Genomic DNA, 23,338 nt, shown 5'->3' on the forward strand with positions numbered 1-23,338 from the left:
GTGGATGATGGCGTGATGACTCTCGACATCGACTGGGCGCGCGGAGAGCTCGCCCGTTTCCTGGAACTGACCGAGCTGTACCGGCAGCCCGACCCGCCCGGCGTGATGGTCCTCAGCAGCAGCTTGTCCAACAGGGGATCGCAGAGCGACATAATCGCGAGCGCTCACGTGGTGGAGAAGATCCTTGACCGGGTGCTGCCGCATTGGAAGACCGAGATCCCTTCCAAGCGCAACGAGAAGGTCAACCGCTGGTGCCAGCACCGGGAAGCTGCACAGCGCGCCGATGCGGCACTCCAGCGGGATGCGGAAATCCGCGAACGACTGGGGGACAACGCTCCTCAGCTCAGCGCCGCGACCATGCACCCGTGGGTCTGGCAGGGGGCGCGGGCGCTGTGGCAGAGTGGTCACTTCCGCGAGGCGGTCACCGCTGCGGCGAGGAAGGTCAACGCCGAGACGCAGAACAAGGTGGAGCGGCGGAACCTGAGCGAGACGAAGCTCTTCCAGAACGCCTTCTCTCTGGCCCCGCCCAAGGACGGTGAGCACCGCCTGCGCCTGATGGAGGATGACGGCGGAGACACCTTCCGCAGCATCCATCGCGGCGCCATGGCCTTCGCCGAGGGCTGCTACGCCGGCATCCGCAATCCCAACAGTCATGAGGACGGTCTGCCGGAGCTGCCCGAGCACGAGGCGCTGGAACAGCTGGCGGCGTTCAGCGTCCTGGCCCGCTGGGTGGACGAGTCCGAGGTATCAAAGTCGAGTTAAGAACTGGTCCTGGCCGGTAACACGATCAGCTTTCCGGCCCTCGGACCGGATGGGGGGACCGGTGTCGGCGCCGCGCCGTAGACTGTGGACAAGGCGCGGGGCCGACAAAAGAGGTGCCATGCGTCACTCCCGCGTCACCGCTGCGAGCTTCATCGCCCGCGTGCTTCCCGACCCGTACGAGGCCGTACTCGGCGGGCCGGATCCGGAAGCCATCCACCACCTGCTGGCCACCGTCTACGCGGACTTCGTCTGCCCGCCGAGTGGCTACTCGACCTCGTGGCAGGACTGCTACGACGGGGCGATGATCCGCCCCCTGCCGCACAAGGCCGACTTCCTCCTGGACGAGCGGGGCAATCCGAAGCCCCTCCCCGCCCACGTGCCGGGCGAAGCCGCCGCCCGAGCCCAAGAGGCTCAGGCCATCGCCGTACGCATCCGCCGAGAGGCCCGGCACATGCCTCTCGGCAACCAGGGATGAACCGGCCGGCCGCACCTGCTTTCGGGGTGCGGCCGGCCCTCACCCGATGCGCGGCGGGACGCGCAGCAGGACCGGTTCGTCCTGTCCCTCCCAGACGACACGAAGGACGGAGGGAATGGGTTCCTGCATGGACCCGGCCATCATGAACGGGTACACGTCCCCCGCCGCGGTGGAGAGGCCGGGCGGCCATTCGTCCCGAGCGCCGGGAGCATCGAGACATCGAACGTTCTCGGCAGCGGCAGTCCCGTGGTTGATCAGCTCCCAGACGGCCTTGTCGCGGTGCTCGATGCGGAACTCCGCACGCGGCCGGTTGGCCTCGTCCTCTTGCCTGCGCCGCTGGGCCGCCTCGCGCCGCTGGTCGGCAGGAGTCTCTTCGGCGGCTGTCGCGGAGCGTTCCGCCGCATCGCTCGAGCGACGTGTCTCGACCACCGACTGCTCAGCAGCGGTAGCCGAACCTTCAGCAGCGTCAGCCGCGCGTTTGCTGTGCTTCACCGATCGCAGGCTGACGACGAAGGCCGCCAGCCCCAGACCTGCTCCCACCCACCCCGGGGCATCTCGCATGTCCATGCTGCGAACGTACGCCTCCGGCCTGACGCCCACGCGTCTCACAAACGCAGGGATGTCGTTGAGACTGCTGGTCAGCGGAGCAGAGCGGCAATCGCGCGGGCGGCTTCGCGGGCGGGGCGGGCGATGCCGATGAGGGTGGCGGAGGCGGGGCCGGCCCAGTCGCCGTAGCCGAGCAGGTGGAGGGGAGGTTCGCCGATCGCCTGGTGCCGGTGGTGCGGATGTGGCCGCGAGGTCCTCGCAAGCTGAGTGGGGCGAGGTGGGAGAGGTCGGGGCGGAAGCCGGTGCACCGGATGATCGTGTCCGCCTCCGCGGTCATGCCGTCGGCCCAGGCGGTCCTGGTGGGCGTGATCCGGTCGAACATCGGCTGGGTCTTGAGTAGTCCGGCGTCGTGGGCCGCGCGGACGGACAGGACGGCGACGATGTCGCCTAGAGAGGCAACGCCGCCAGTGTCGGCGGCATTCGTTGGGACAACATGCGGGCCCAAACCAAACGCTTCGGTGCCGAGATGATCGACGACGACATCGCCGAGGTCGACCTCACCGGTGACATCAAGCTCCTCACCGACTCCGCCGGCAGCGTCCACCGCGCGAAGACGGTAATCCTCGCGACCGGCTCCGGCTGCCGCAAGCTCGGCCTCACGGGCGAGGAGGCGCTTTCCGGCCGGGACGTGTCCTGGTGCGCGACCTGCGACGGGTTCTTCTTCCGGGACCGCGACATCGTCGTGGTCGGCGGCGGCAACACCGTCATGGAGGAGGCCACCTTCCTCACCCGCTTCGCCCGCTCGGTCACCGTCGTCCACCGCCGCTCCACCCTGCGCGCCTCCAGGGCCATGCAGAATCGGGCCTTCGCCGACGACAAGATCTCCTTCGCCTTCGACAGCGAGATCGCCGAGATCAAGCAAGCCAACGGCATGCTGCCGGGACGCCTTCGACACGCTTGTTCTGGGTGGCCTCAGGCCGCGCTCACCGCCCTCGAGGAGGGCGAGGATTCGGCGGGATGCAAATGGCGGCGGCTTGGAGCCGCCCACTCGGGTGTGGTTGGACTCCGCTCCGTTCCACCAAGACGGTGTGGGCCGAGATACAGCTGACTTCTTCCACCTGCTGTCATCTGACGCTGTTGCCTGTCGAAGGATTCAGCATTGGCGGCGCCCCCGCGCGGCACAACGGCAATGTTCCTGTCCCCGTCCCTGGCACCAATGCGAGCACGAAATCGCCATGACGAGACAGCGGCGGCGCATACTCGAAGCCGTTCTCGGTGCGGGTGATCACTATGCTGCCCGCGCAGCATCGACTCGCCGAGCGGCCACGGGCCATCGCCTTGGAAAGATGCCCCTCGGATGGCGGCGGAGAGCCTGCCTCGTGGCAGTGGGCCGACAGTTGCGTGCAGGCGATGTGCGCGTCGGGGGCCGCCGCCCGTACTCCTTCGATGATTTCAGGTCGCGGATTGGCCGTTCGGCCGCTTGTCCCCATCGAGAAGATCACCACGCGCGGGTTAACCGCGGACGTGAGCGAGCGGGCGAACTCCACCGGATTCATAGCTCCGGGCAGGCCGCCATGATGCGGGAAGACGAGAACATTTGCGCAGAGTTGCTGACTCCGGCGATCCAAGATGTCCCGTAAGCCGATGCCGTCGATGTCGCTGGCAAGGAGTACGGCCGCAGCACCGTCGAGATGGATCCGGATGACGGCGGACATGGTGTTGCTCGTTACCGTGCCGAACCGGGCATTGCGCGTGCGCGGACCCGAGAGCGCCATCAGCGACCGAGGATGGCACACTTCGAGCTCCGCCCGGCCCACGCGGATGGGCAGGCCCGTATCCGTGGAGACCGGCAGGATGCCCGTGATGCGCTTGTCGTCTGCCACGAGCTGCAGGGTTTCCTGCAGGTGCCTCCACGCCCGCGTGTCCTTGGACGCGTCAGCGTTGACCCGGACGCGGCCGAGCGACCATCGCGGGTCCAGGAGGAGCCTGTTCATTCCCGCGATGTGATCGTTGTCGACGTGCGAGACGATGACTTCCTCAAGGTCCGTGCAGCCTAGTCGTTCGAGTTCGGCGTGTGTGGTCTCGTCCGCGGCGTCGACAACCGCGCACCGTTTCCCGTCTCGTACGATGGCGGAGTTGCCATGACCAACATCCAGGATCGTGACCGCAAGATCGTCCTCGGGAGATGCGCTCTGACGGGGGATAGAAGGAACGGTCACAGGGTGCGGACTTCCTCGGACAGTTGGGGGGCCAGGGAGATGTGTGCGAAGCAGAGGTCCTCAGCCCGCGGGGCGTAGCAGTTGACCTCGGCCCGCAACCAGGTTCCTGGCAGCAGGGCATCGGCCGGCATCCCGGTGTCCTCCTCGAAGCGCAGGAGTGGCAGGTGCGCCACCTGCGTCAGACTCCAGCCGCTGACCAGCACCTCGGCGTACGGCGTTTCGCCTGCGGGGTGCACGGCGAGGACCTCGACCGGGGTGCGGAACCGGCTCCGCTCTCGTGACCACTTGCCGGCCGCCTCTTCGAAGGCGTATCGGACGGCGCCAAGGACTTCTTCTTCGTCGGCCTGCTTGGGGACCACCGCGGGGATGTCGGCCCGCCAACGGTGGATCGAGGATGCCTCGTGGGTACCTACATGCGAACTCATGACGATCGCCGGAAGCTTGTGAGGGCGGCTGTTGGCGCGGGCAGCGAGCTCCGCTCCCGTGAACGCGACCGGCCAGCTGTTGCTCAGCTGGTGGTCGCAGACGAGCACGTCTAGAGAGGGCAGCGTCGACAGATACTCCTCCGCTGTGGCGCGGGGCTGCGGCCGGGGCATGATCAGAGCCTGCATGTCGAAGTCTTCGAAGAGCCGACCAAGGGCTTCCGCGTCGGCCTGCACATCGTCCACGATACCGACCCTGTGCACACCCTCAAGGTGCAAAGCCATCGTCACTCCTCACGGTCTTCGCTCGCGCTCCCGGCGGCGGGGGCTGACGTCGAGGCAGGGAACTCGATCAGGAGACGAGCTCCTCCCAAAGGGCCCTTTTTGAAGGCTTTCTGACGCCCCAGCATGTCACCGACCGTGTCACGGACGATGGTCAGACCCAAGCCTGTCCCGCCGTCTCGCGTCGTGAATCCGGGAACCCAGATCTCTTCGGTCGAGGCATCCTGGATCCCTGGGCCCGAGTCATCCACGATGAGGCGAATCCACTCGGTGTCCTTGTCGACGAAGGAGCACGTCGCGAGATGGATCCTGCGCTCAGAACCGCCGTGCGTACGCGTTAGCGCGTGGATGGAGTTGACGAGCAGATTAGAGACGATGGATTCGACCGCAGCCTCATAGGTTCGTACGCGAAGTTTCTGACAGTCGAGATCCTGGGTGACGTGAATTCCGCGGTCACTTAGGAAGTTGTGGAACAGCCGCAATGTGGCCAGGCACACTTCGTCGATGTCCACGTATGTCAGATCGCGCTTCTTGCGGACAAGGAGTTCCAGGGGGAGCTTCGCGAAGATCTGCAAGGTGCGAGCCCCATCCGCGATGGCACTCAGAGACGGTTTGTAGCGGTCGTCGACGGTTGCCGGATCGAGGTCCCGACGCACCCTCCGGTCGACTGTGCGCACTTCCTGGAGGATGCGATCAGCGGGCTGCTGCGCCTCATGGGCGAACACGGCGGTACTCGTTCCCACGGTGGCGAGAGCCCGGTAGAGGAGCAGCTCGGAGTGGAGATCCTTGATCTCTCGCAGACGCTGGTCCGCGAGGAGCTGTGAGGTGGTCAGGATGCGCTGAACCGACGCACGGTCGAAGTTGCCGTCCAGACGGCCCTGGTTGTCCTCGAGTTGCTTTTCAAGATCCTTCTTGGCCTTAGTGAATTCGGCCTCGGCGTCGGCAGTTTGCGCCTTCGCTCGCTTGCGTTGTTCCTGCCGTTCGGCCTCGCGAATCTGGCGACGGCGCTGTGACGCCCACTCGATCGCGGTCCGGGCGAACTCACGTAGCTCACCGAAGGCAGCGTTCTGGACGAAACCGCTGCGGTCCGTCTTCGGCTGGAGGCGATCCTCCGGGTCGTTGACGACCAGAGCCCCTACGGAGTTGTTCGTGTAGGGCCGGAATTCGGAGAGCACAGCACGGCGGACGTTGATGCTCAGCCAGTCGTCGTCAGGGTCGCCGTAGGGCTGGACTCGCAGTCCGTGGTGATACAGGTGCACACCGCCGACGTCTGCGAGCCAGCTCTTGATCTCCGATGTCGGCTGAATCGAGTCACGCAGGGCGACCGAATGCCTCGGGTTAAGGTTGAACATCCAAAGGTCGAACTTGGCCGCAGGGGAACTGCTGAAAAGGCGCTGGCCGTCGTCGGCGGTGGCTCGGCGTCGACCTCCTGCGGCCACGGACCGAAGGTCGACCGCCGTTGCGGTGCCGATCAGATGCCCCTGGTGGTCCCGGAGTTCCGCCGACTGGCTGCCATCCGCACCGAGCCGCCCCGACAGGTGGAACTCGGCCCACTGCAGATGTTCATCCGTCACGGCCGAGGTGAGGTCCTCGTATCCGAACGCCGTTTGGTTCCAGAGGATCTTGAAGGTCGACTCTGTCTGAAACGGGCCCGTGAGCAGTGTGAGCGAGCGCGTCAGTCGCTCGACATCGGCGACGCTCAGCCCCTGCCGGAGATCATGTATCTCGATACGAGTTCCCACGCGAGCGTGAGGCGGGACGTCGCGCAGTTCGAGCGCTACGTCCTCCACCGCGTGAGCGGAGTCGAGTTCGTCCCAGTCGATCGCCAGGGTGTACTGCACCCCAGGGGTAGCCTTGGATCGTGTCGTGACCTTCACGCGCCGGCCCAGGCGCAGCGCCGCAAGACGCCCGAGTCCCTTCTCGCCGACCCGCCTTCGACCGCTCCTGGTGAACGGCGACGACGGTTTCCTGGATCTGCCGATCAGCAGGAAGTCGGAGGTGAGCTCGGCATCGGTCATACCGTGACCGTCGTCCGAAACAATGATCGAGCCGCCAGGGCGCGCAGGGTTGACCAACTCGATGCTGCACTCGGTGGCGTCGGCGTCGTACGCGTTACGCACCAACTCCATGATCCCCATGTCCGGATGCGGAACAAGCTCTTCTCCGAGACGGGTGAGGATCTGAGGCGCGAAGCGCAGATGATGCCTGGCCAACCGGCGCCACCTCTCGTCAGCAGTAGGGTTCAAGCATGCTAGCTACACAATGACACTGGAAGCAAAGCTTTCTGACGTTACGTCATAGCAAGCCCACCCAGCCAGGCTGAACCGTTGCCTGATCGGGTGACAGCAGGGTCATGCAGCATGATCTCCTGCCACGTCGGTCGTCGTGCGCACGACGACCGAAGAAGATCCTTTCGCGAAGGTTGCAGCTCAGGCTTCTGAGGACGCTCCCGTGGCTCATCGCGTGGTGGACCGCCTATGGCCAGAACTGCTCGCTCGCGTTCCTAGGAGATCAGATCAGACTGCCCCAGAGGCGAGCGACCTACTCCAGTTCCTCGTCCGCCGCCACCGCTCGCCGTCAAGGTCCAGGTCCCCAACCTGGGACTCGCCCTGTGCGAGTTCCACCGGCCTCAGGACCTGGCTGTCGTGCAGGTTCGCCGCCGAGATCGCGACAGAGAGATGGGCAGACCCGTCCGCTCGGTAATCAAGTGGATCTTCGAGCCGCACTTGCCCCAGTCCACAGGAGCCGGACCTGCCAGGTCCCCCTTTTCACGGCCCGCATGTTCACTGAGTCGATCGCGCAGCGGGACCAGTCCACCTCGCCTCGGGCCCTGAGCTCGTCGAGGACCAGGCGGTAGAGCTTGCCCCCCTGGCCTTCGCCCCCTCGGAGAAGCACCGGTGGGCTGGCGCTCCCGAGGACCCGAACGACGCGGACGGCAACTGCTGCCACGTGCAGCCGAACATGGCCACCAACACGATCGCGGCCAGCACCTCCCTGTCACCGTTCCGGCGCCGGCCACCCCCTGAGGTCGCGATGGAGCCTCCGGCACCACTCGCTGGAACAGCTCCCACAGCTCGTCCGGCACCAGCCGTTCAACGATCCCCACCAGAGTCCGCCGCCGACCGACCCTGCCAAATGAGATGACGTCTCAGGCACCCACAACGCGCGTTCGGACAACAACCGAGGACGAACCCGCCCCGGTCGGCAGAGGTACGAACCGTGGGGCACTCACCGAAAGCTGCGGCCGGGACGGACCGTCCACAGTCCGCAGCACCCGATCACGCTCCTCGCCCGAGAGGCGAACCAGCAGGGCCACGACCCTGCCCAGCTCGTCCTCACCCGACGTCACCGATCACCCGCCAGATCGAGATCACGCTCGGACGCATCGACAGGAGTCTGTGCCCGCTTTGGCCGGCGCCACGGACGAGCGATCGGCTGAGACACCCCACGCCACCAAGCATCCGCCGGCAGCTTCCCCGCCGGCTCGAACGGCTCACCGGGACGGGGGAACGCCACCGCCTGCCCCGCCTCCTCCGCCGCGTCCTTCGTCCACTCCCCCGGCTCCGCCCACGGATGCGGAGCCAGGTTGAACGTGCCCCAGTGGATCGGCAGCATCACACCAGCCGGAGCACCTCCCTGCAGGTCAAGATGGGCCTGAACCCCCTGCGCAGGCGTCATGTGAATGTCTGGCCACGCCCCAGGCATCGGCGTATAGTCCGTGTGGTTCTTGGGCCACAACGCGTTACATCGAAATCGTTGAACCGGCCGGCATCACACGGTGCCCCGAGGGACCAAGCGCCCAAGGAGACGACGCATCGGTCCCAGGACCGACCTCTCCAGAGCGGCGCGGGATCCGGCTGCGGTCGACATAGGGGATCGCGTTCACGATCTCTCTCAGATCACGCGCTCAGGCTGCCGCTCCAGGCCCTGAGCTGGCCGCCGTATAGCGACAGGCGCTGAGTCGCTCCCCGCCACACGAGGTGCAGTCGGTGACAGGTGCGGGCGTCGCCGCCGGGGCGTACGGGTCTCCTCTGCAGTGCGTGGAGCGCGGCGGAACCGGGACGGCCTCAGGGGGCCAGAGCTCGTACGGCCAGCCCGAGCCCCACGACGACGACCAGGGCGGAGGTGGCCACCGGTCCGATGCGTGAGGCGGTACCTACGAGCCAGCGCAGCCGGGGGCGGTCGCCAGCCTTCTTGATGCGATGTTTGACGTGGAGGAGGAGCATTCCGGCGAGGGCGAGGGTGGCCGCCATGCCGAGGCCGTAGGCGAGGACGAGGAGAATGCCGAAGGCGGTGCGGCCGAGCGCGACGGCTCCGAGGAGGACGACGAGGGCGGAGGGGCTGGGCACGAGCCCCCCGGCGACGCCCATGCCGATCAGGCCTGCTTTCCCGGCAGGACGAGAAGCGTGTGTGTGCTCGATCCGCGCATGCTCGTGCGTTCTGTGCGAGGCAGGGGCCTGGGCTGGAGCGGTGAGGGTGCGCGTGGTGGCAGCAGCGGATTCAGGCGCGCCGGTATGGGTCGCCGTGGAAGGAGCCGGATGGTGGCTTCCCCCGTGCTCGTGTCCGTGCTCGTGAGGGTGGCTGTGCTGGTGATGATGGTGGTGGCTGTGTCCGTGGGGGTGATGGTGGTGGCTGTGGGTGGGCTTGTGGCGGAGGGCTCGTGTCAGAAGCCATAGGCCGATGGCGGTGACGATGAGTCCGCTGGTCAGGCCGAGCCAGGCCAGGATGGTTTCGCCTGCGAGGTGGGTGGCGGTGGGGAGGGCGAGGCCGAGGATCAGGACGCCTGCGGTGTGGGTGAGGGTGACGGTCGCGCCGACGGTGACGGCGTCGCGCCGGGTTCCGCGGCGTCCGGCGAGGTAGGCCGCCATGATCGTCTTGCCGTGGCCGGGCAGGAGGGCGTGGGAGGACCCCAGGACGATGGCGAGGAGGAGGGCGAGGAGGCCGACGGGGAGGGTGAGTTCGTGTCGGGAGACGAGGGTGTCGAACCAGTTCGCGATCCGGCCGGCGGTTGTTCCCGTGGGGCCGGCTGCAGGTGCGGGGGTGTTGGTGGTGCCGTCGGCGGGGGTGGTGTGCAGTTCGGCGGTGCGCTGGTCCAGTGGTGCGGCAAGCGGGTCCGGCGGGTAGCGGCGCAGCTCTTGTGTGGGTGAGGTGGCGGGGAGCTCGGTTCCGGTGATGCGCAGTCCGATGCCCTTGGCGGTGATCTCCCGCCATCCGATGCGGGTGGTGTCGTAGTGAGTCTCGACGTTGATGACGCCGCCGCGCTCCAGTGGGGTGGGAGCGGTGTAGGCGCAGGTGAGTCGGCTGGTCTTGAGTCCTGCTTCGCCGGGTTCCCAGGTGAGCTGCGCGGCCCTGGAGTTCCATCGGGCGGGGCCTGCGGGAGTGCCCAGGGTGAGCTGGCCGGCCAGTGCCGTGCAGGTGGTGCGGGCGTACCGGGTGCTTTCAGCTTTGGTGAGGGTGTTGTTGTGGTCGGTGTCGATGCGGGGGCGTTCTTGGAGGGCGGCGATTTCGGCGCGGTCGACGATGACGGTGGCGTCGATGCGGTCTGGGTGCAGGACGAGGCCGGTGTGGTAGTTGACGGTGAAGTTGCCCAGGGGGTGGGCCGGCGTGGCTGCTGCGGCGGGGGTGGTCAGGCTGCAGGCGGCGGTGAGCAGGGCGGCGGCTGTGGCGGCGGTGCGGTGGGCTGGGGTCATGGTTGGGTGCCGATTCGCTTGGACAGGGCACGCGCCTGGGCGGCGTGCAGCGGGTTGAGTGCGGGAGCCTGACCGAGTGCCGACCGTAGATCGGCGGTGGCGGCCTGGTTGTTGCCCAGGGCGTGGTGGATCGCGGCCCGGTGGTAGTGCCACAGGGCGTTGCGGGTGCCAAGCGCGAGGGCCTGGTCGGCGTGTGCGAGGGCCTCCTGGCTGCGTCCGGCGCGGTGCAGGGCCCACGCGTAGGCGTCGTGGACGGCGACGAACGGCCTTGTACGCAGGGCCTGCTCGGCCATCGCCACGGCGCGCACGGGGCTGCCGTGGTCGGCTTCGAAGAGGATGGCGTCGGTGTCCGGCGAGCCGCCGGCGGAGGTACGCAAGGTTTCCTGTGCCCTGAGCAGGGCGTATGAGGCTTCGGCCTGTTCGTCGTGTCCGAGAGCCTGATGCGTCTCGCCGAGGGCGAGCAGGAGGTGCGGCAGGGGTGCGATGTCCGTCGCGTGCTGCCAGTCGGCGCGTGCCTGTTTCGTCTGACCGAGGGCGGCGCGGGCGCGTGCTCGGGCATCGAGGAGCGCGGGGTCGGCCGGTGCTTTTCGCAGTCCTCGTTCGGCTTCGCTGAGCGCCTGGCGCGCGTCGCCGTCCTCGAGTGCGAGGCCGGACAGGCAGGCGTGGGCGAAGGCGCGCTCGCTGTCGGTGGTGGCCGCGGTCAGGGAACGCCGCATCAGTTCCGCCGCCCGCCCGGTGCTGCCGCGCAGCTCGAACACATAGGAGGCGCGAGCCAGGGAGGCTGCGTCGGGGCGCAGGTCGTTCATCTTCTGCACGGTCCGCTCGGCGTCGCGGTAGTGGCCGAGCTGGGTATGGGCGTCGGCCAGGACCCCGTACGCGGCCGGGTTGTAGGGGTCGCTGGTGATGGCCTTCTCGGCCCAGGTGCGGGCGGCGGTGAACTCGTGGCGGGCGGCGGCGAGCGCGGCCATGCCGGTCTCGGCGCCACTGTTGCCGCCAGGCTGCACGGAAAGAGAGCGGCGCAGGGCCTTCTCGGCCGCGGCATAAAGGGCGGGGTCAGCGGTAGTGCGGCCCTGCTCGATGCGGGCCATCCCGAGGGCCGTCCAGGTGTTCCAGTCGCCCGGCAGGCGCTCCAGGCGAGCGGTGAGCGCCGCGGCCGGGGCCGCGGGCCGGGCGGCTGTGCCGGTAGGTGCGGAGGCGGGGAAAGGAGGTGTGCCAGGGATGGCGGGTTGGATGAGTACGGCTCCGGCGGCGAACATCGCGGTTCCCAGGGCGAGGGTGATGGCCGCTTTCTTCAGTCGGCGTCGGCTGCGGGCGGGCGTGAGTGGGTCAGGGGTCATCGGAGGGTGTCTTCCTGCGTGAGTGACGCGCTCCCGGGGCCGGACCGGGCGTGGTCCGGCCCCGGGAGCCTTGATGGTGCGGTGGCGTCACATCAGGCGCGGTTGCGGCGGCGCATCCGCCATCCGGCCGCCGCGAGCAGGACGGCTCCCACGCCGCCGAGGGAGGCCGCCGACCTCTCCTTGCTCATGGCCATGCCCGACGGTCCGCTGTTGACGGACTTGGTGTGGGGCAGGGCCAGGTACGGGAAGGAGACGCCGAAGGGGACCTCGTTGGCGTTCACCTTGTCGCCGTCGGCCAGCGCCGGTACCAGCTGTCCGGTCTGGGCGGCGCCTTCGACGGCCTGCAGGGAGATGTCGATGACGTCGTCGGTCAGACGGCGTCCGTTGGGGAACCCGGCCAGGTCGCCGGCGAGGACGCCGTACCGGTTCGGGTTCGCGGTCGGCGGGACTGCCATGTTCAGACGCAGTTCCTCGGCGGGCACGATGCGGCGGAGGTTGGCGTCACGGTTGAGACGGTGGGCGTTGAGGTCTGCCTGGATCGGCCCGCACGCCTTGCAGATGCCGGTGAGGTAGATCTCGGCGAGGTCGTTTCGCGGGGCGGGCGGGGCGGGGACGCCGTAGACCTGCTGGATCAGCTTGGGCAGGATCGGGTCGAGGACCTTGTCGACGACCGGCTGGACGGTGCGGTCCTGGTCGGGGTTGAGGGTGTTGAAGGCGTCCTTGTACTTCAGCGGGACGACGACCTCGTTGACCAGCGGGTTGCCCAGGCGGGAGACCTGCTTCCACTTGTCGCCGTGCCCGGTACGCGAGTCGGAGACCTGTACGCCCTTGCGGTCGGTGGTCGACCAGATGCCCACGACCGGGTTCCGCGACGGGGTGTAGTTCAGCGCCAGGTACTTCTTGGGGATCTGCAGGGCGACGGAGTTGACGTTGTAGCCGGCCAGGGTGTCCTGCCCACGTTCGGACAGGTTCCCGCCGTAGAGGAGGTCGAAGACCCGCAGGTCGGCGAAGAACGGGTCCTCTGCCTGTCCGGCGAACGCCTTCCCGCCTCCGGGCAGACTCCGCACGGCCTGGGCGCGCAGGGAGGCGTAGTTCGGCATCGAGGCCGGCCCGACGCGGGAGGGTGCGGCGGGCACGTTGGCGAGCAGGACCCTGGTCTTGCTGCCGCGGGTCTCGGTGAGGTCGTAGACCTGCCGGAAGTTCAGGTCCGGGTCGTCCAGGGTGGTCACCTGGCCGGTGTTGTAGAGGAACTGGTCGGCCGCGTCGCGGGTCTGGTTCTTGAACCGCCAGGTGTAGGTGACGTCGGCGTTGCCGTCACCCGTGTTGTCGATCTTGATGTTGTAGCGGAGGTCCTCGCCGAAGGCGTAGAAGTTCGGGCCGCCGTTGGGTTCCTCGAAGGGGATCCAGTTCGCCAGCAGCGTGACGGTGTCGGACTTGTCGGGGCTGGTGAACGCGTACACGTCGGTGTTGTCGGCGCGCGGGTCGCCGGCGATCAGCGGGGCCTCGCGGTGGCTGGAGGCGGAGCTGACGCCGGGGCCGAGGCTGAGGACGGCCATGGCGGTCGCGAGGGCGCCGGAGCCGAGGACGAGCAGGGAGTGGTCCAGCATCCGGCGGCGGCCGGACGCCGTGGAGGTTGCCTTCACGAAGAGGTGCTTCCTTCCCAGCAAGGTGCGTACCAAGCCCGGCCTGATAGGGCGGGCGTCGGTGTCGCTAGGGGGCTTGTCGGGTGGCGGTCGGCACCGCGGCGAACGGGGGAGTTCGCACTGTCCGGGCAGGGTCAGGAAAGGCAACGGGGACTGACCAGGTCCGGACACACCATCGCGCAGGGCTGCGCAGGGCGAAGGAAACCATGTCCGGACATCGCCGCGCGCCTGCCCGTCGCCCGCCGCCGACGTGCCCGGGTCCGCGAGGAGCGACAATTGTGCAGGCCAGAGGATTTCTTGTCCCGGCTTCAAGGCGGGCGCGACACGCAGTGCCGCTCTTAGCCCGAATGAGCCAACAATCGCTTGTTGCAACTCAGTTGCAACAGTGCAGCGTTGGTGGTGAGTGTGTCCGTTCAGCTGTCGTTGCTGCATAGATGACCTCTGGGTCCATAGGGCGAAGGAACGAAGGCGCTTGTCCGTCGTGGCAGCCGCTGAGCACGCGGGCCGTTTGCTGTCATCGGCCCGTCGGCAGCGTTGTGCCCAGGAACCGGTCCTCGCACATCCAGGACCGGACAGTGTCTGTGGCGGCCGGACTCTTCGTTCCCTCGGGCCGGCGCGCGGCCTGCGCGGGCCGGGTGTCCAGGACGGCTGCAAGAGAGCGGGGCAGGGCCTCCTGCCAGCCCAGCAGCCGCAGCCCGCGCACCTCGCTCCCATGGGAGCAGATCTCAAGTCCCGCACAGTCCGTGGGCCGCCATGTCTCGTCTCCAGCCACGACCACACCGTCACCGCCGGCAGCGTCGCATCCTCCCGTCGGCGGACCGGCGCGCGGCTGGTCTCACCCGGATGGCGCAGCCCCAGGCAATGCCCTTGGGCCGTGCGGGTGGCGTCCGCCCCGGGCGCCTATCCCCGGCGGCGCCGGCGGCGAATTCACCGCGAGACCTGAGCCACCTGGGCCCAGGCTCCGATGAAGGAGTGATCATGCGCAACCGGACCGTGACCGCGGCTTCCGCAGTCGTCCTGGCCGCCCTGTGCGCAGCGCCCGCGCTGGCGGTGTCCGACACGGCTTCGAAGACGCCGCCCGCCCGCGACCACAAGGCCCTGCACGCCATCGGCCTGACCGGCGACCAGCGCCTGGTCGAGTTCGACGTCCACAAGCCCTCCAAGACCTGGTCGCTGGGCAAGGTCTCGGGGCTGTCCGGGGACACCAAGCTCGTCGGGATCGACTTCCGCGTCCAGAACGAGAAGCTCTACGGCGTCGGCGACAAGGGCGGCGTGTACACCCTGAACACCACCAGCGCCAAGGCCACGAAGGTCTCCCAGCTGACGGTCGCCCTGGCCGGAGCGGCGTTCGGCGTGGACTTCAACCCCGCCGCCAACCGGCTCCGGGTCATCTCCAACACCGGGCAGAACCTGCGGCACAACATCGACGACGCGGCCGCCCCGCTGACGACCACCGTCGACGGCACCCTGACGAACCCGACCATGCCGCCGTCGACCGCCATGGGAGTGACCGGCGCCGCCTACACCAACAACGATCTGAACGCGGCGACCGCGACGACGCTGTTCGATCTGGACACGATGGCCGACCGCATCTCCCTGCAGTCCCCGGCCAACGCCGGCACCCTGGCCCCCACCGGCAACCTCGGTGTGGACGCCGCCCTGGACGCCGGATTCGACATCTACTACAACCCCGCCGCCGGCACGAACCACGGCTTCGCGGCCATCGGCAACGGTGGTTCCTACCGCCTCTACGCGGTCGACGTGCTGACCGGCAAGGCCACCAGTAAGGGAGCCTTCCCGGCCAGGTACCAGGTCACCGACCTGGCCCTGCCCATCCACCAGAAGTAGCCCCCTCCCGCGGCCGGCCCGGGCGCGGCATCCTGCTGTGCCCAGGCTCCTGGCCCGGCTGCCGGGCCAGGGGTCATGCCGGTGGCCCTGCACCTTTCCGAGGAGGGCGGGTGCAGGGCCACCGTGGCTTGCGGACCGTGTGCGATGGCCTACTTGGGCATGAGGACGGTGTCGACGATGTAGACGTTGGCGTTGGCGGTCTTGACGTTGCCGCAGACGACCTTGGAGACGTCGTTGACGGTGTAGTTCTCGCCGGAGCCCTTGGTGGTGATCATGCCCTTCTGAAGGGTCTCGAAGGAGCCGTTCTCCAGCTGCTTCGGCGTGAGCTTCTGGCCGACGACGTGGTAGGTGAGGATCTTGGTGAGGGTGGCCTTGTCGGCGAGGACCTTGTCGAGGTCGGCCTTCGGGATCTTCGCGAAGGCGTCGTTGGTCGGGGCGAAGACGGTGATGTTCTCGGCGTTGTTGAGGGTGTCGACGAGTCCGGCCTGCTTGACCGCGGTCACGAGGGTGGACAGGGCCGGGTTGTTCGAGGCGGCGGTGGCCACGGGGTCCTTGGCCATGCCGTCGAAGGAGCCCGCGCCCTCCTTCGGCACCCCGGCACAGGCGGGGCCGAAGGGCTGGTCGTCGGTCATCGGCGCCTCGGAGGGGGTGCTCGCCTCCGTCGTCTTCGCGGCGTCCTCGGCACCCGCGCTGGGGGCGGCCTTGGTGTCGCTGCCGGAGTCGGAGCACGCGGCCAGGGAGAAAGGCAGCGCGGCTGCGGCGACGACGGCGATCGCGGTACGGCGGATCTTCATGCTGTTCATGACCAGTTACTCCTTGGGACTTTCTCTGGGTATCGAGGGGGTTGGTCGTGCTGCCCGGTGAGTGCCTTGAGGCGTCCGGGTGGTCTAGGGGACGGTGACGAAGACGCTGTGCCAGCCGCTCGCTCCGTCGGGGATGGTCCGGGTGCGCTGTTCGGTCTGGACCTGGCCGGTGCCGTCGGTGGCGCGGACGGTGATGTTGTGTCCGCCGGGGGTGGCGTTCCAGCGGTAGGACCACTGGCGCCAGGTGTCGACGCCTGCCTGTGCGGCGAGGTCGGCGTCCTGCCACGGCCCGTCATCGACGCGGATCTGGACGCGGGTGATGCCGCGATGCTGCGCCCAGGCGACACCGGCGACGGTGACCGTTCCGGCCGTGGGGCGGGCGAAGGGTTTGGGGGTGTCGATGCGGGCCTGGGTCTTGATCGGCGCCTTGCGGGCCCACTTCCGCTTGACCCAGTACGGGTCGTAGGCGTCGAAGGTGGTGAGTTCGATGTCCTCGATCCACTTGCAGGCCGAGACGTAGCCGTACAGGCCGGGGACGAGCATGCGGACGGGGAAGCCGTGGTCGAAGGGGAGCGGCTCGTCGTTCATACCGACCGCGAGCATCGCGTCGCGGCCGTCCATCACGTCCTCCACCGGGGAGCCGAGGGTCATGCCGTCCACGGAGCGCGCCACCAGCTGATCGGCTTTCCCTCCCCGCGACGGAGGGATCACGCCGGCCTCCTTCAGAAGGTCGGCGAGAGGGACGCCGAGCCAGCGGGCGTTGCCGATGTAGGGGCCGCCGACCTCGTTCGAGACGCAGGTCAGGGTGATGTCGCGTTCGATGAGGGGGCGCGCCAAGAGCTGGTCGAGGGTGTAGGTGAGGGGACGGGTGACCCCCTTGCCGTGGAGGCGCAGCCGCCAGGTTCCGGCGTCGACCTTGGGCACGGTCAGGGCGGTGTCGACGCGGTAGAAGTCGGCGTTGGGGGTGGTGAAGGCGGTGATGCCGGGCACCTTCAGCCGAACACCGGCCGGGACCACGGGGGCCGGGGAGGCCGGCTTGGGAAGCACCAGGTTCTCCCGGGAGGCGACGGCGCCCTGGCCTTGCCGGCCGGTGAAGTACCTGCCCAGCGCACCTGTCGAGGTAGCGGCGACGGCGGTCACACCGGCCGCGGCGAGGAACCCGCGCCTGCTCCACCCCACAGTGCCTGGCTGCCCGTCCGGGGCGTGAACGGGAGCGGCCTTGGTCGCCAGCACGTACAGAGCCACAGCTCCCGCCAGCGCTCCGGCGATCGAGGGCAGCACGTCACCGGTGCCGGTGGAGTCGGGACGGCTGAGAGCCGCGGCAGCGCCGACGATCCCGAACAGCAACACCCCCGCCGCACCGGCGCGTCGGTGCGACATGGCCAGGATGCCGAGGCCGACGGCGATGAGGGCGAGAATCGCGAGGATCCCCAGTTGGAGAACGATCTTGTCGTTCTCCCCGAACGTGCGGATCGCGAAGTCCTTCACCGCGGCAGGCGTCCGGTCGATCACCGCGCCGCCCACCACCGTCACCGGCCCCGCCGCGGGCCGCACCAGTCCGGCCACCAGCTCGGCCACGGCCAGAGCCGTGAACGCGGCCAGGAGTCCGGCCAGTGCGCCGAGTGCGGCGCGGACGAGTTTGCTGCGGAGGCTGCTCACGTTGCTGCATTCGGCATCCTCCGCCCGGCGGATTGGTCCAACCCTCGAAAGAGTGAAATCCCTTGCCGGTGTTGCCTTACAGCGTGTGTGTGGAGGCGGCGGCGCGGCCAGGGGTACGGGTGCGCGGAGCGGAGGCTGTGGCGGGCGGGCGGCGGTCGCCCGGGAGGTGGGTGGGCCACCAGGTGCGGGGGCCGAGGTCGAGGATGAGGGCGGGGACGAGGAAGAGGCGCACGAGGAGGGTGTCGATGAGGACGCCGAGGGCGACGATGCAGCCGATCTGGGCGAGGTAGAGCAGAGGCATCACGGTCAGTGCGGCGAAGGTGGCGGCCAGGATGAGTCCGGCGGCGCTGATAACGCCGCCGGTGGTCACCAGCCCCCGGCGGACCCCCACCGCGGTGCCGTGCCTAATCGCTTCGGCGCGGATCCGGTGGACGAGGAAGATGTTGTAGTCGACCCCCAGCGCGACGAGGAAGACGAAGGAGAACAGCACCACGGCGGGCTCCGTGACGCTGCTGCCGAACACCAGTTGGAAGAGGAGCGCGGAGGCCCCGAACGCGGTGAACAGGCTGACCCAGGCGGCGGCGACCAGCAGCAGTGGCAGCAGCAGGCAGCGCAGCAGGACGATCAGGACGGCCAGCACCACGGCCAGTGCCAGAGGCATGATCAGCCGATGGCCACGCACCGATGCCTGGTGCAGATCGGCGAGCTGGGCGCTCTGTCCGCCGACCAGTGCCCCGGTCCCGGCCAGCGAGCCGCGCAGCCGGGCCACCGTGTCCCGGGCGGGGGCGCTGTCCGGGCTGTCCGACAGCGTCGCCAGGATCTGCGCCCTCCCACCGGTCTCGGCCGGCGTGGTGGCTGTTGCCGCTACGCCCGGTGTTGAGGCGATCCGGTCGCGGACCTCGGCCGACCGGGCGGCAGGGGCGAGGACGATCAGGGGGCTGGCGGTGCCGGCGGGGAAGTGGCGTACGAGGACGGTGTGCCCGGCAACCGAGGGGGCCTGGGCCGGCAGGGCCTGGTGGAGGGGGACGCCAGTCGGGGCGAGTAGCGGCGCCATAGCCGCTCCGGCGGCGAGGAGGGCGAGGCAGCCGGCCCAGGCACGGCGCGGCCGGTGCTCGAGCACCCGGGCCGGCCGTGCCCACCAGTCTCCCGGTGTTCCCGCTCGTGGCCGCAGCACGCGCCGCCCGCACAGTGCCAGTACGGCCGGCAGGAAGGTCAGCGACACGGCGGTGCAGCACGCCATGGCGATCGCCACCGCCGGGCCCAGGGCCCGCTCGGAGGGCAGGTCGCTGAGGACGAGCGTCATCATGGCGCAGGCGATGGTCGCGGCGCTGGCCAGCACGGGCGGCGCGGTGGCGCGGCACGCTGCGGTCATCGCCCGGCGGGTGTCCGGCTGTTCGGTGAGTTCCTCGCGGGCGCGGGCGGCCAGGAGGAGGGCGTAGTCGGTGCTGGCACCGACGACCAGGACGAACACGATGCCCTGGGTCTGGCCGTCGACGGACAGCCAGTCCGGCCGGGCCAGTGCGTACAAGACGGCGCAGGCCACCGCGAGGGCCAGGAGAGAACTCACGATCACCAGCAGGGGCATGATCACGCTGCGGTAGACCAGCAGCAGGATCAACAGGACTCCGCCGAGAGCGACGGCCAGGAGGGTGCCGTCGGTCTGCGAGAAGGCTGCGTCGAGGTCTGCTTGAGCGGCCGCGGGTCCTGCCAGGTGCACGCTCGTCCCGCCGACCGAGGCCGCCGCCTTCGCGACGGCGGCCAGGCGGGCGGCCCCGCCGTCGGGTTCGGCGCCGATCACCGCGGTCATGGCGCGGCCGTCTTGGGAAAGCACCGGAGCTCCGGCGGTTCCGGACAGACGGACGACGATCTGACGCGCCGCCTGCTGCTGGCGCGCCGTGATCCGTTCGCCCTCCGGGCGGGAAGTCCAGATCACGGCCAGTGGCAGCGCGGCCTGCGCCCCCGCGGGGTTCAGCAGCCGCTCCACCTGGGCCGACTCCGTCGGCTCCCGCAACGTGACGTCCCCGCCGGTCTGCGCGACCTCGCCGAGACGGACGGTGTAGGGGCCGGCGGCGACCGCCAGGATCAGCCACAGCAGCAACACGACGTACGGCCTTGCACGGTTGAGCCTCAGCACGAAGCCATCCCTCATGTACTGCTGCCGGGGGCGTGCTGCGGGCGCCGGCGGCAGCGGAGCACGGCACCTGATTGCTGTCCTCATCCGCTTCGGCACGGCAGCGGGGCAGGGATGGCAGGGAGCGCTGGAGATCACCTGGACGGCGGCTCGGGACTTTCCCGGATTCCGGCAATCCATCGCGGCAGTCGTCACGAATCGTTACTGAAAGCAGCACTGAATGGCCGGCCTCAGCGTCAGCCACTGGGTTCCCGGACCCTTGGACTGTGACGATGGGCAACCAGGCGCGGATTCCACGGGACCATCACAACCCCACGACGTTCCCCTTCAACCGTTTTCGGTGACGAAGACCGCTCACTGCGAGGAATCATCATGGACACCGCCACCGCTCCCTGCGGATGTCCGGTCACGCTGCATCTGCCGCTCCTCTCGGACGAACGCGCGGCCCGCCAGGCCCGCCAAGCCGTGGCACGACTCCTGGAACAGGAGGCGGACGCCTGCCCTCGCGAGGTCGCCGATGATCTCGTACTGATCGTCTCGGAGCTGGTCGGCAACGCGGTGCTCCACGCCGCCGGACCCTACGCGCTCACCTTGAGCCTGGAACGAGGCCAGGCGGGCATCGCCGTCAGCGACGGGACGGCGGACCTGGCCGGGAGCCATCGAGAAGGGCGGCGCAAGGAGACGGGAGGCCGGGGGCTGAGGATCGTTCGTTCGCTGGGGGCGGACCTCTTCGTCAGCCGCTCCGACCGGGGCAAGCAGCTCATCGCGGTCCTGACCTGGTAGCCCAGTCGCAAAGGCCGTGGCACCGCGGGCGGCTGTGCCGACAGCCGCCCGCGGCCGACCCGCTCGGAGCACACTGCCTTCCGGGCGGATCACCGGTCCGCGCCACCCCGTCTTGAAGGCGGCGGACCGGAGTCTTCTCGCGGTGCTCGATCAGGCGTTGACGCAGGTGTTGCCGAAGGTCGGGTTCAGCAGCCCGATCACGCTGACGGTGTTGCCGCACGCGTTGACCGGGATGTGAACGGGAACCTGCACGAGGTTGCCCGAGCCCACTCCCGGCGAGTGGGCGGCCACGCCCTGGGCACCGGCATCGGCCGATGCCATCGACGCGCCACCGATGACCACCGCACCGGCCGCCAGGGCCACCGCCAGACCATTCCGCATACGAACCATGTGAACTACCTCCCATGAAGGTGCCTCGGCCGAGCAACCCGCACGGCCGGTGAGGAGAGCGAGAGAACGTCGCTCCGCTCACCTCACGCACCGTCTTCGCCGCCGTCTGCCCTCCGGCTTGGCCCCTGCGCCCGCCTTCCCTCGAACGAGTTACTCGACGATGGCGCGGGTGACGAAGCACCACCCATCCACCCGCCGGTCCGCTACGAAGAATCAACGAAGCACCCACAGGTTTCGCGACCGGGCCGCCGCCGGGCGGCCCGGCACGATCGAGCGACGACACAAGGACCGGCATGCGATGGACGCCCCGCCCCCCGACGGCCGGCCCAGGCCGCCCCTTCGCCTTCTCACCACGACCGGAGCGGTGCAGGTGAACCAGCCGCTTCCCTTCGACACCGGCCGCAACGGCCGCGCCGCCCCCAGCGACCTCACCGAGACCATGGGCAAAGTGGCCCATGGTGACAAGCAGGCGTTCTCCGCCCTCTACGACGCCCTCACACCCTTGGTGTTCGGCATCGTCCTCAAAGTGGTGCGCGACCGGGCGCAGTCGGAGGAGGTTGCCCAGGAGGTCATGATCGACCTGTGGCGTCAGGCGGCCCGCTACCGGCCCGAAGCCGGCTCCGTCACCACGTGGGCTGCGACGATCGCCCACCGGCGGGCCGTGGACCGGGTCCGCTCCGCCCAGGCAGCCACCGACCGCGAGCAAGCCCAGGCCGCCCGCGAGCACACCACCGCCTTCGACGAGGTCGCCGAACAGGTCGAGACCCGGCTGGAGTCCGAGCAGGTACGGCGCTGCCTGCGCGGCCTGACCGAACTCCAGCGCCAGGCCGTGACCCTGGCCTACTACCAGGGGCTGACCTACCGTGAGGTCGCCGAAGCCCTGCGCACGCCTCTGCCCACCATCAAGACACGCATGCGCGACGGGCTCATCCGGCTCCGCGACTGCATGGGGGTGACCACATGAACCACCACACCACCGACGCCCACACCCTCGCCGCCGCCTACGCCCTGGGCGCACTCGACGACGAAGAGCGCAAGGACTTCGACGCCCACCTCCAGACCTGCGAGGCATGTCGGCAGGAAGCAGCCGAGTTCGAGGCCACCACGGCGCGCCTGGCGGCCGCGGTCGCCCAGCCGCCGCCTCCGGCCGCGAAGGCGCAGGTCATGGCCACCATCGACGGCGTACGTCAGCTGCCCCCGCGCGTCCCCGCCGCCAGTGCGGCGCCCGTCCTCGGCGGCATTCTGCGCCGCCGTGCCGTATCCCTGGCGCTGGCCGCCAGCGTGGCCGCCGTCGCACTGGGCGGCGTCGCGGTCTGGCAGATGCAGAACGGACAGGAGCTGGAGCAGCAGGCCCGCCAGGCCCAGCAGCAGCTCGACGCGGTCAGTGCCGTCCTGGCGGCCCCGGACGCCCAGACCGTTCACGGCAAGGCCGCCAACGGGGCCCTGACCACCGTCGTCTCCTCCGAGCAGCGGAACCAGGCCGTCTTCACCGTCGCCAACCTGCCGTCGCCCGGTGCCGGGAAGACCTATCAGCTGTGGCTCGACCACGACGGCACGATGCTCCCGGCCGGTCTGATCGACCACGACGGCACGGTGATCCTCGCCGGGAACCCGGCCGACGCGGGCGCCGTCGGCCTCACCCTTGAACCCGACGGAGGATCCCCTCAGCCCACCACCGACCCGCTGCTGCTGATGGCCCTGCCCGCCTGACCGGGCGCTCCGCATCGATCAGCGATCGAGGTACTTCATGGCAAGCATCCCGGAGATCGGGGACATCGTCGGCGACTTCTGCCTGCCCGGCGGACATCTGGACGGCGAAACCTTCCATCGCCGCGACTACACCCTGTGCGAGCAGCGCGGCAAGCCGCTCGTTCTCGTCTTCTACCCCGGCGACGACACACCGGTATGCACCGCACAGCTCTGCTCCTACTCCGACGGCCTGGACCAACTCCAGTCCGCTGGTGCCACCGTGTGGGGCATCAGCCCGCAAGGGCTCGACAGTCATGAGAAGTTCGCCCGCAACCGCAGGCTGAGCATGCCCCTGCTGTCCGACGAGGAGCGTGTGGTGGCGAAGTCCTTCGGGATCAGCGCACCCCTGATCGACCTGCGCCGGTCGGTGTTCATCGTCAACGGTTACGGCCGCCTGCACTGGAAGCACGTCACCGCCATAGGCGCCAGCTACCCGCCCGCCGTCACGCTGAGCACGCATCTCGCCGGTCTCACCGGCTGAACCGGGCACACCTCTTCGACCGGACCTTCCACCTCGCGGTCACACATCACGCCAATCCGATCGCCCGTCTGCTGCGAAGTACGGGTGAAACGCAGCAGTCGGGCGGCGTGTCGAGTGG

The 23,338-nt window shown here is 69.0% G+C and carries 18 protein-coding genes and 4 pseudogenes; 8 read left to right on the forward strand and 14 right to left on the reverse strand.

The features are described from left to right. The first annotated feature begins 15 nt into the window (after positions 1–15). Together ACWDVG_RS25395 and ACWDVG_RS25400 are read left to right on the forward strand one after the other, a co-directional pair. Positions 16–762, forward strand: a complete 747-nt coding sequence (locus ACWDVG_RS25395; RefSeq protein WP_381409207.1) for a TIGR02391 family protein — start codon at positions 16–18, stop codon at positions 760–762. 118 nt (positions 763–880) lie between these two features. Further along, on the forward strand, positions 881–1,237 hold the full coding sequence (locus ACWDVG_RS25400) for a hypothetical protein (RefSeq protein WP_382920284.1): 357 nt from the start codon (positions 881–883) through the stop codon (positions 1,235–1,237). A gap of 39 nt (positions 1,238–1,276) precedes the next feature. On the opposite strand, the gene ACWDVG_RS25405 is transcribed toward ACWDVG_RS25400, so the two are convergent. Continuing rightward, the gene (locus ACWDVG_RS25405) at positions 1,277–1,804 is read right to left on the reverse strand and encodes a hypothetical protein (RefSeq protein ID WP_451702170.1); all 528 of its coding nucleotides are present in this window, start codon (positions 1,802–1,804) and stop codon (positions 1,277–1,279) included. Between the two features lie 71 nt (positions 1,805–1,875). After that, positions 1,876–2,255 (reverse strand): annotated as a pseudogene (locus ACWDVG_RS25410) (pyridine nucleotide-disulfide oxidoreductase); the annotation flags it as partial. A gap of 15 nt (positions 2,256–2,270) precedes the next feature. Here ACWDVG_RS25410 and ACWDVG_RS25415 point away from each other — a divergent pair. Continuing rightward, positions 2,271–2,750, forward strand: a pseudogene (locus ACWDVG_RS25415) (NAD(P)/FAD-dependent oxidoreductase); the annotation flags it as partial. Between the two features lie 157 nt (positions 2,751–2,907). On the opposite strand, the gene ACWDVG_RS25420 reads toward ACWDVG_RS25415, so the two are convergent. From ACWDVG_RS25420 to ACWDVG_RS25455, 8 genes and pseudogenes are all read right to left on the reverse strand, one after another. After that, the gene (locus ACWDVG_RS25420) at positions 2,908–4,002 is read right to left on the reverse strand and encodes a ComEC/Rec2 family competence protein (protein ID WP_451702172.1); all 1,095 of its coding nucleotides are present in this window, start codon (positions 4,000–4,002) and stop codon (positions 2,908–2,910) included. Continuing rightward, on the reverse strand, positions 3,999–4,670 hold the full coding sequence (locus ACWDVG_RS25425) for a DNA-binding transcriptional response regulator (RefSeq protein WP_381409211.1): 672 nt from the start codon (positions 4,668–4,670) through the stop codon (positions 3,999–4,001). Before ACWDVG_RS25425 ends, ACWDVG_RS25420 begins: the two co-directional genes overlap by 4 nt. Before the next feature lie 41 nt (positions 4,671–4,711). Then, a complete protein-coding gene (locus tag ACWDVG_RS25430) occupies positions 4,712–6,919 on the reverse strand; it encodes an ATP-binding protein (RefSeq protein WP_451702175.1) in 2,208 nt (735 codons plus the stop codon). A 408-nt stretch (positions 6,920–7,327) separates the two neighbouring features. After that, positions 7,328–7,815, reverse strand: a pseudogene (locus ACWDVG_RS25435) (transposase); the annotation flags it as partial. A 236-nt stretch (positions 7,816–8,051) separates the two neighbouring features. Beyond that, positions 8,052–8,399 (reverse strand): annotated as a pseudogene (locus ACWDVG_RS25440) (MBL fold metallo-hydrolase); the annotation flags it as partial. Positions 8,400–8,773: 374 nt separating this feature from the next. Further along, the gene (locus ACWDVG_RS25445; RefSeq protein WP_451702178.1) at positions 8,774–10,396 is read right to left on the reverse strand and encodes a nickel/cobalt transporter; all 1,623 of its coding nucleotides are present in this window, start codon (positions 10,394–10,396) and stop codon (positions 8,774–8,776) included. After that, positions 10,393–11,733: a tetratricopeptide repeat protein gene (locus ACWDVG_RS25450; protein ID WP_451702180.1), complete on the reverse strand. Its 1,341-nt coding sequence runs from the start codon at positions 11,731–11,733 to the stop codon at positions 10,393–10,395. Before ACWDVG_RS25450 ends, ACWDVG_RS25445 begins: the two co-directional genes overlap by 4 nt. Positions 11,734–11,825: 92 nt before the next feature. Next, on the reverse strand, positions 11,826–13,340 hold the full coding sequence (locus tag ACWDVG_RS25455) for a DUF4331 domain-containing protein (protein WP_451702222.1): 1,515 nt from the start codon (positions 13,338–13,340) through the stop codon (positions 11,826–11,828). Positions 13,341–14,354: 1,014 nt separating this feature from the next. Between ACWDVG_RS25455 and ACWDVG_RS25460 the strand changes: the two genes are divergently transcribed. Beyond that, positions 14,355–15,224: a DUF4394 domain-containing protein gene (locus ACWDVG_RS25460; protein WP_451702182.1), complete on the forward strand. Its 870-nt coding sequence runs from the start codon at positions 14,355–14,357 to the stop codon at positions 15,222–15,224. 149 nt (positions 15,225–15,373) lie between these two features. Here ACWDVG_RS25460 and ACWDVG_RS25465 read toward each other — a convergent pair whose 3' ends face one another. The 3 genes from ACWDVG_RS25465 to ACWDVG_RS25475 all read right to left on the reverse strand — a co-directional run bounded on the left by ACWDVG_RS25465 (position 15,374) and on the right by ACWDVG_RS25475 (position 19,820). Further along, entirely contained in the window at positions 15,374–16,027 is a 654-nt protein-coding gene (locus ACWDVG_RS25465) for a fasciclin domain-containing protein (RefSeq protein WP_451702185.1), read from the reverse strand. 84 nt (positions 16,028–16,111) lie between these two features. Then, entirely contained in the window at positions 16,112–17,686 is a 1,575-nt protein-coding gene (locus ACWDVG_RS25470) for a molybdopterin-dependent oxidoreductase (protein ID WP_451702187.1), read from the reverse strand. Positions 17,687–17,762: 76 nt separating this feature from the next. Next, the gene (locus tag ACWDVG_RS25475) at positions 17,763–19,820 is read right to left on the reverse strand and encodes an MMPL family transporter (RefSeq protein ID WP_451702188.1); all 2,058 of its coding nucleotides are present in this window, start codon (positions 19,818–19,820) and stop codon (positions 17,763–17,765) included. A 369-nt stretch (positions 19,821–20,189) separates the two neighbouring features. On the opposite strand from ACWDVG_RS25475, the gene ACWDVG_RS25480 reads away from it, so the two are divergent. After that, positions 20,190–20,600, forward strand: a complete 411-nt coding sequence (locus ACWDVG_RS25480; RefSeq protein WP_451702190.1) for an ATP-binding protein — start codon at positions 20,190–20,192, stop codon at positions 20,598–20,600. Positions 20,601–20,750: 150 nt separating this feature from the next. Here the strand turns inward: ACWDVG_RS25480 and ACWDVG_RS25485 are convergent, their stop codons facing one another. Continuing rightward, a complete protein-coding gene (locus ACWDVG_RS25485; RefSeq protein WP_351852149.1) occupies positions 20,751–20,990 on the reverse strand; it encodes a chaplin in 240 nt (79 codons plus the stop codon). Positions 20,991–21,360: 370 nt separating this feature from the next. On the opposite strand from ACWDVG_RS25485, the gene sigK reads away from it, so the two are divergent. The 3 genes from sigK to ACWDVG_RS25500 are packed head-to-tail and all read left to right on the forward strand — an operon-like array spanning position 21,361 to position 23,220. Further along, positions 21,361–21,954 (forward strand): ECF RNA polymerase sigma factor SigK, encoded by a 594-nt coding sequence (sigK, locus tag ACWDVG_RS25490; RefSeq protein ID WP_451702192.1) that lies wholly within the window; start codon positions 21,361–21,363, stop codon positions 21,952–21,954. Continuing rightward, positions 21,951–22,700: an anti-sigma factor gene (locus ACWDVG_RS25495; protein WP_451702194.1), complete on the forward strand. Its 750-nt coding sequence runs from the start codon at positions 21,951–21,953 to the stop codon at positions 22,698–22,700. The genes sigK and ACWDVG_RS25495 overlap by 4 nt, the downstream gene beginning before the upstream one ends. 37 nt (positions 22,701–22,737) lie before the next feature. Further along, positions 22,738–23,220 (forward strand): peroxiredoxin, encoded by a 483-nt coding sequence (locus ACWDVG_RS25500; protein WP_451702196.1) that lies wholly within the window; start codon positions 22,738–22,740, stop codon positions 23,218–23,220. Positions 23,221–23,338: the final 118 nt, after the last annotated feature.

Source organism: Streptomyces sp. NPDC003327 (assembly GCF_053589515.1).